The sequence below is a fragment of the Bacillus sp. MYb209 genome, assembly GCF_002975175.1.
In the GTDB taxonomy this organism is placed as follows: Bacteria; Bacillota; Bacilli; order Bacillales; family Bacillaceae_G; genus Bacillus_A.
The window spans coordinates 1-7534 of the sequence record NZ_PCNZ01000069.1; the positions used below are offsets into that span (position 1 = coordinate 1).

3 protein-coding genes and 2 pseudogenes are annotated in these 7534 nt (G+C 42.5%); 2 read left to right on the forward strand and 3 right to left on the reverse strand.

From position 1 onward, the window contains the following. Positions 1-268 precede the first annotated feature (268 nt). Entirely contained in the window at positions 269-1498 is a 1230-nt protein-coding gene (locus CQZ94_RS29540) for a serine hydrolase domain-containing protein (protein WP_105588286.1), read from the reverse strand. A gap of 874 nt (positions 1499-2372) precedes the next feature. Between CQZ94_RS29540 and CQZ94_RS29545 the strand changes: the two genes are divergently transcribed. Then, positions 2373-3542, forward strand: a complete 1170-nt coding sequence (locus tag CQZ94_RS29545) for a serine hydrolase domain-containing protein (protein ID WP_105588287.1) — start codon at positions 2373-2375, stop codon at positions 3540-3542. A gap of 509 nt (positions 3543-4051) precedes the next feature. Here the strand turns inward: CQZ94_RS29545 and CQZ94_RS29550 are convergent. Both CQZ94_RS29550 and CQZ94_RS31570 read right to left on the reverse strand, forming a co-directional pair. Beyond that, complete coding sequence (locus tag CQZ94_RS29550) at positions 4052-6136, reverse strand: serine hydrolase domain-containing protein (RefSeq protein ID WP_105588288.1); 2085 nt, start codon at positions 6134-6136, stop codon at positions 4052-4054. A 94-nt stretch (positions 6137-6230) separates the two neighbouring features. Next, positions 6231-6557, reverse strand: a pseudogene (locus CQZ94_RS31570) (serine hydrolase); the annotation flags it as partial. A gap of 218 nt (positions 6558-6775) precedes the next feature. Here CQZ94_RS31570 and CQZ94_RS29555 point away from each other — a divergent pair. Next, positions 6776-7399, forward strand: a pseudogene (locus CQZ94_RS29555) (IS4 family transposase); the annotation flags it as partial. Positions 7400-7534: the final 135 nt, after the last annotated feature.

Consider the following 7534-nt stretch of genomic DNA (forward strand, 5'->3'; position numbering starts at 1 on the left):
TGCCTACTTTTATAACATCTATAAACGATAATAAAATACTACGTGAAAAGACCGCTTTTTGTATAAAAATATACCTTAAGTTGATGGATGTGTGGCAGGACCCCTAATATCTATTAATAAAAGCAGTTTTTCTAGGACAGTTGAGGGCATCATTCTCAAAATAAATGGATATATGGAAATAATAATGTGATATTTTAAAAATATACGCCAAGCCTATGATTATGTGTCCGTCTTGGCGTTTTTCTTTAAATAATACCTAAGTTCGGTTTCAGTCTTCGATTGCTTGGTAGACCGTGGTCCAGAAGTCTTGGATAAGATGCGATGAGTCCGGAGTGGACATCCCAACCTGGGTGAACAGGATTCCAGTAAACTGTTTGTCTGGATCAGCGTAAGCTGCAGTGCCGGTTCCGCCATCCCAGCCGAACTGACCGATAGACGCGTAGTCTCCAAGATAGGTACGCACCGCCATCCCAAAGCCCCAGCCGCCTTGTATCCCTTGTCCAAACGACAAATGGACGTTGTTTTTGGCCAAATCGTCTCGGTATACTTGTTGTTCAGGAGTAAGACGGTTGGTGGTCATCAGCTGGACTGCAGGTCGGGACAGGATCCGTTTGGTTCCGTGCATCCCTTTGTTCAACAGCATCTGCAAATACGCGTGATAATCGTCGACGGTTGCGAGCAGCCCACCACCGCCTGCTTGGAATGCTGGAGGTTTGCTGTAACGTCCGCCTGCACCCTCATCCCACACGATGAACTTACCTGTCTGCGGATCGGGGTTGAAGGCAGGTGGAAGCCGGTCAATCTTGCGCTCAGGCACGTAGAAGCCAGTGTCCTTCATTCCCAGTGGATCGAAGATGCGTTCGCGCAGGAACGACTCGAATGTCTGACCCGTGACCCTGGCAACAAGCACGCTGAGCACTTCAATACTGATATGATACTGCCACCGCTCTCCGGGCTGGTAGCTTAGCGGAAGTGCACCTAGGCGACACATAAACTCATCTGGACCGGGCATATCCTGCCCTGGCGTGTCGAATATCCCGCTCTCGAAGAACGCGTTCATGATCGGAGAACCCATCAACGTGAGATCCACTCCGAGCCCGAATGTGGAGGTCAACAGGTCTCGTACAGTGATAGGACGCCATGCTGGGACGGTCTCTTCCAGCGGACCATCGGGTCGTTTCAACACCTGCCGGTCGGCGAGTTCGGGCAGCCATTTGTCTACTGGGTCGTCCAAATGCAGTTTGCACTCGTCGAGCAGAACCATTACCGGTGAAACTGCGATCGGCTTGCTAGTGGACGCCAATCGAAAGATCGTGTCCCGACACATTGGTGCGCCACCATCATGCCTCATTGTTCCAAGCGCTTCGACGTGCGTCTCGCCGTTTCGGCTGACTAAGGCGACGAGCCCAGGAATCTTTCCAGAGTCGACATGCTGCGCCAGTACATTGCGCATTTTGCGCAACCCTGTTTCAGAAAAGCCTTTATTGTTTTGTCCCATTTTGTTCTCCTTTAGTTTAGATTGAGATTTCTAATACATATTGGCAAACAATTATTAGTTCTCCAAATAGAAAAATTCCCCTTTTTAATAATTTCGACAAAATGTATTTATGTATATGGGGTCACCATACATCACTATCAACCTAAGATAAATTTATATCCATAATTCACAGAAAACGTCATCCTTTCTGTATATTTCTACAAAAAGAATAAGGTCTTTTTGTATTGGAGGGTATTAAAATCTCTTAAGTTGATGGGCATGGGGTCACCATATCACATCCATCAACTTAAGAAAAGTAAACACCCCAAAAACAAAAAATGAGCTGACTTCTCAAAATAACTAACTGTAGAGAAAGAAAAATTTCATTTAGTGGGTACTTCAAAACCTTAGCTTGATGGCGATGGGGTCACCATATCAAAAAAAAGAAATTTGTGCGTTTAGACATATTTTTCAACCGCTTCCTGTACGTTAAGGGACTCGTTATTTTTTCTACAGTTTTTTATTATGAAATTCTAAATAACTAATTATAATAGGTGAAAAAAACGATCAATAGTTGGGGTACGGAAAGGATTCGAATTTACATTATTTCTCAATACATATTATGGATAAATAAAGTAAAATATGGGTTGGGGTTATGTCTCATGTTGTGTTAATCCTAACAATAACTAAGGGTACATAATATGCTTTCATACCTTTGAATAATTTTGTTATAGAAGGGATGGAGATTTAAATGGCTCAAATTGTTGGTATTGATAGATACCTTTGTACTGGGGCTTTAATCTATATGAGTGAGGGCCTTTCCCTAAGTCTTGTCAGGAAGTAAGGAACAGTAAGCAAACACTTATACAATATGAATAGAGGAGAGGAATGCCTTATGAAAATACGTAGTCAAATTACATTTGCAAGTCTTGCCCTTTTAATAGCTGGAAGTTCCCTGTTATATACAACGCCAGCCTCAATTGTAAAAGCAGAGCCCACTCAAAATGTATCTAGTTCGTTACAAACAAGCACTCAACGAGATCGTAATTCCGTCAAGCAAGCAATGCGGGATACATTGCAACTTGGATACCCGGGGATACTTGCTAAAACTTCTGAGGGTGGAAAAACGTGGGGGTATGCCGCTGGGATAGCGAATCTAAGCACCAAGCAATCAATGAAAACAGATTTTCGCTTTCGCATTGGCAGCGTGACGAAGACGTTCACCGCAACGGTTGTACTTCAATTAGCTGGAGAGAACCGCTTGAATCTAGACGACTTTATCGAAAAATGGTTGCCTGGTGTCATTCAAGGAAACGGATATGATGGTAACCAGATTACTATCCGGCAGATATTGAACCATACAAGTGGTATCGCTGAATACTCAAGGTCAAAAGATGCTGATTTTATGGATACAAAAAAATCGTATATGGCTGAAGAGTTAGTGAAGATGGGGATTTCTCTGCCCCCAGACTTTGCCCCAGGAAAGGGTTGGTCTTATTCAAACACAGGATACGTATTACTGGGGATTCTTATTGAAAAAGTAACCGGAAACAGCTATGCGGAAGAGATTGAAAATCGGATTATTGAACCGCTTGAATTATCGAATACATTCCTACCTGGCAATTCAAGCGTTATTCCAGGCACCAAGCATGCCCGTGGATATGTCCAACCAGACGGAACAAGTGAGCTAAAAGACGTTACTTATTATAACCCAAGTGTAGCTAGCTCAGCTGGAGATATGATTTCTACTGCTGACGACTTAAATAAATTCTTCTCTTACTTGCTCGGTGGAAAATTACTGAAAGAACAGCAACTAAAACAAATGCTTACTACAGTTCCTACAGGAAGTGAAGGAATCGATGGATATGGTCTTGGAATCTATGAAACTAAGCTTCCAAACGGTGTCTCGATATGGGGACACACAGGTGGCCTTCTAGGCTTTACTACTCTTGTTGGAGGTAAACTTGGAGGCAAGCATACGTTGGTCGTCAATTGGAATAGTTTGGGTAGAACTGACAGTCCTAATCCTTTTAAAAATATTTTACTTGCTGAATTTAGCAAGTAGGAAAAAAGGAAAAATTTATCGTAGTTTTCATAGTTAAAAATATACTTTTCTGGTTCGAAAGCCCCAACTTATTTTCAAGAAAAATTTGGGGCTTTTTTTGTTTTGGTGGCGTTTATTCTTCTTAAGTTGATGGATGTGTGGTAGGGCCCTGTATTTGACTCTTTTTCTACACCTAGATATTCTAGTGTTCGTTCTAACATAAGTGCAGCCTGTTGACGTGTGAGTGTGCCATGTTGGTTAAACTTAGTAGCCGAAACACCTCGGATAATTCCTGCATCGTATAGGGCTTGTACATCATAATGCCGGCTGCGAACGTATTTACACCGAGAAGATGAGTGGGGCAAAAGATGATTGCCCAGAACTGGTATGCTAGCTGTTCTTGCAGAGTTTGAGCGTGATATTATTCGTGGAAAGCCTCTTCGTAAAGATCATACGTAAATACAAACAAAACCAGCAAAACACCTCTTCTGTGTCGTACTGGTTTTGCTGAAGTCCATCTTGAATTGTAGCTAGTTCAACGTGATTGCAAATTCCGAGTTCGGCGCGCCAGCAAATACAACCGTTCCGTTCTTCGGCAGTTTTACTTTGTTATTGCCGCTCACAACGGTAAAATTGACGGATACTCCCTTCTCATCATACACCGCGAACGAACTCTTCGATGGCAACGCCACGGTCATCGTTTTTCCTGCTGTCGCTTGCGGGATCGTAAACCATTTCGCATGCCCATTTGCTTGCAGCGTAACTTTGGATGATTGGCCTGCATCAAGCGGTTTTACGCTGGATCCACTTACGTATAACAATCCGGCCATCTCCATATATTCACTGCCGCCTTCTGTATAGAAATGAGTTTCCGTCGTATCACGGCCATTCATCACGGGAATCTGGAGCTGATGCGCCGCGGTGTTCGGACCTGTAATTTTTCTGCCGTCCCAATAGCCCGCCAGGCCTTCCTTGCGAGTAATTTGTGTGGTAATAAGTTTCGGTTGAACGAGATATTCAATAGAACTAAATTTCTCGTTCACGAGATAGAACTTGACGCCTTCCCGCTTCGCCCATGCGGCAGCGGTTTTCTTCGATAGCACGTTGTCTTCTAGTTTCTCGGCTAAATAGTGAGTCATCACATTTTGCCCTAAGCCTGGCGTCGATTTATATGTGCTCTCCTTCAAATAAGTTCTTCCATTCTTCTCAGTGACGAAGCTGAGCTTGGAAGTACCCTTCTCATTAATAAAGCTTCCATTCGCAGTATATACATATTTTTCTTCTCGATTAGATGGTAAGAACATTTCTCCATTCTTCGTAATTTCTATTTTGAAATGACTGTCGCTATTGCCGTAAAAGCCCGCTTTCTTCGCTACGTCTTGAGGCATCTTGGCCTTGACCGGCTTGCCAAAGGATTTGTTTGGCTTGATGTCCTTAATTGTGCCCTTCTCTTTAAGCGCGGCGAGCAGTAATTCAGTTGCCAGTAGTTGATTTGTAGAGCTTTGCCCGCCGGATGACAACACAGCCACTGCCATCTTCTGTTCCGGAAGCACGACCAGTATAGCATGTTGCAGTGACGTGTCGCCGCCCTTAGCCAAGCCTTTTATCCCATATTCACTGAATGGGTATAGTTTCACACTATCCCAGCCAAGACCATAGTTGAAAATATTATCTCCATCCCCCGGCCACATTCCTTTTTTATATTCCTCTTGCTCCATCGCCTTGACTGCCTTATCAGAGAGGATCCCTTTTCCCTGTCCCATAAATAATTGTGAGAATCGTACCATATCTTCTGCCGTGGAAGAGATCCCTCCCGAACCAATCACATTCACCGATTCAATGGGAAGTTGCCCTTGGTACGCCGGAAAATAAAGTTCAGCCCGCTTTTCGCCTTCCCATTTGTCCTGCGGCGTTTTCGTATGATTCAGCTTTAAGGGTTCTGTAAACCGTTGATGTAGAAATTCGGTAAAGCTCATACCGCTGACTCTTTCCACCAAAATCTCAGCCAGCGTAAAGCCGTCGTTGCAGTAAACCGAGAGAGCGCCAGGATCCGCCTTCAGGCTCTGGTTGGACAATTGCCGCAACAAGACATCATGGGCATAGGTATCATTATCGTTAAATAAAAATGCATTACTTAACGTGGAACCTTGCAAGCCGGAGGAGTGGTTTAACAGCATACGCGGCGTAATGCTTTTGTACCGCTCGTCTTTCATCTTGAAATCAGGAACATAGTGGACGACAGGAGCATCCAAATCGACTTTTCCTTCGTCGACCAATTTCATTACAGCCGTTGCTGCATACATTTTACTGACTGAACCAATCCCGTATAGAGTATCTTTAGTCAGCGACTGTTTCCTTTTCATATCGTTCTTGTCTGTCTGCCCCGACAAAATAAGTTTGCCATTATCAATCAGCGCATACTGCACGCTAGTCGTCCCATGGGACTCCGTGAGTAGGGCAGCCTTATCTGTCGCAATCTTCTCCAGTTCTTGGCTAGCAACTTCTTGGTTAGCTACAACCGGAGTCTTACTGCTAGAAGACGCCATCGCGCCTGTTGGTAGGGTCATCGTTAGCGCCAATGTAGCGGCTAATACCCCAGATAGTTTATTTTTCATGAGAGAATTGCCTCCTTAGATAAGTGATCGATTTCATCACTTATTTGTTTAACTATAAAAAATATGACAAAATCTATCCGTTTTTCCTCTTTGCCTACTTGCTAAATTCAGCAAGTAAAATATTTTTATAAAAATCAGGACTGTCAGCTTTATCCAAGCTGTTCAAATTGATGGCTAACGTATGCTTACCTCCAAGTTTACCTCCAACAAGAGTAGTAAACCCTGGAATGGCGCCTCGGTGTCCCCATATTGAGACACCGTTTGGAAGCTTAATTTCATAGATTGCAAGACTCTATCCATCGATTCCTTTTCTTCCTGTAGGAACTGTAGTAAGCATTTGTTTTAGTTGCTGTTCCTTCAGTCATTTGCCACTGAATAAGTAAGAGAAGAATTTGTTTAAGTCGTCAGCAGTAGAAATCATATATCTGTTCCGCCTTTCATGCTTATTTATATTTTGATCATACACAATGAAAATCTCTTTTTCCTTACCTATTCCTTACAAATCCCTTACGTTCAAAGTAGCTTCTATAATAGGGGTCACCATACATGCCCATAAACTTAAGAGATTTTAATACTCTTAAGTACTAAAAAACGTTATTCTTTCTAAACAAGCTAGATTAGAAAGAATAACGTTTTCTTATGAATTTCTCGATTCAAGATGAACTACAAGCATTTGCGGAAGAATTACAGCAATATGTTACACCTGTATTTTTAGAAGAACTAGCAAAAGAACTTGGGTTTGTAAAACGAAAACGCAAGTTTTCTGGCTCAGACTTAGCTACTATTTTTATTTGGATGAGTCAACGGGTGGCAAGTGCCCCCTTGGTTCGATTATGTAGTAGGCTTCATGCAGCGACAGGCACTCTACTCAGCCCTGAGGGCTTAAATAAACGCTTAAATACAAAAGCAGTTTTGTTTTTACAACATATTTTTTCTTTACTGTTACAACAAAAAGTATGTGAACAAACGCAAATTTCTAACCATTTCTTCTCTTATTTCCAACGAATTCGTATCCTAGATGCCACCGTATTTCAAGTGCCAAATGCTTTAGAGAATGTATATCCAGGCTCTGGAGGATGTGCTCAAAAAGCTGGAATCAAAATCCAATTAGAATATGATCTACACAGTGGGGAATTTCTTAACTTTCAAGTTGGACCAGGAAAAAATAATGACAAAACATTTGGTACGGAGTGCCTAGATACCTTACAACCAGGAGATTTATGTATTCGTGATTTGGGTTATTTTTCATTGGAAGACTTAGATTAAATGGATCAACGCGGTACATACTATATACCTCTTTCAAATAAATACAATCTTTGCACCAGAACCAGTAGAACCACATACCCATCAACCCAATATTTTGGAGTACCTCCAAAAAAATTCACCTCAGATACAACA

What these genes read in the sequence shown, in the direction of transcription:
- CQZ94_RS29540 (WP_105588286.1), bottom strand. Translation starts at nt 1,498, where the DNA reads ATGGGACAAAACAATAAAGGCTTTTCTGAAACAGGGTTGCGCAAAATG.
- CQZ94_RS29545 (WP_105588287.1), top strand. Translation starts at nt 2,373, where the DNA reads ATGAAAATACGTAGTCAAATTACATTTGCAAGTCTTGCCCTTTTAATA.
- CQZ94_RS29550 (WP_105588288.1), bottom strand. Translation starts at nt 6,136, where the DNA reads ATGAAAAATAAACTATCTGGGGTATTAGCCGCTACATTGGCGCTAACG.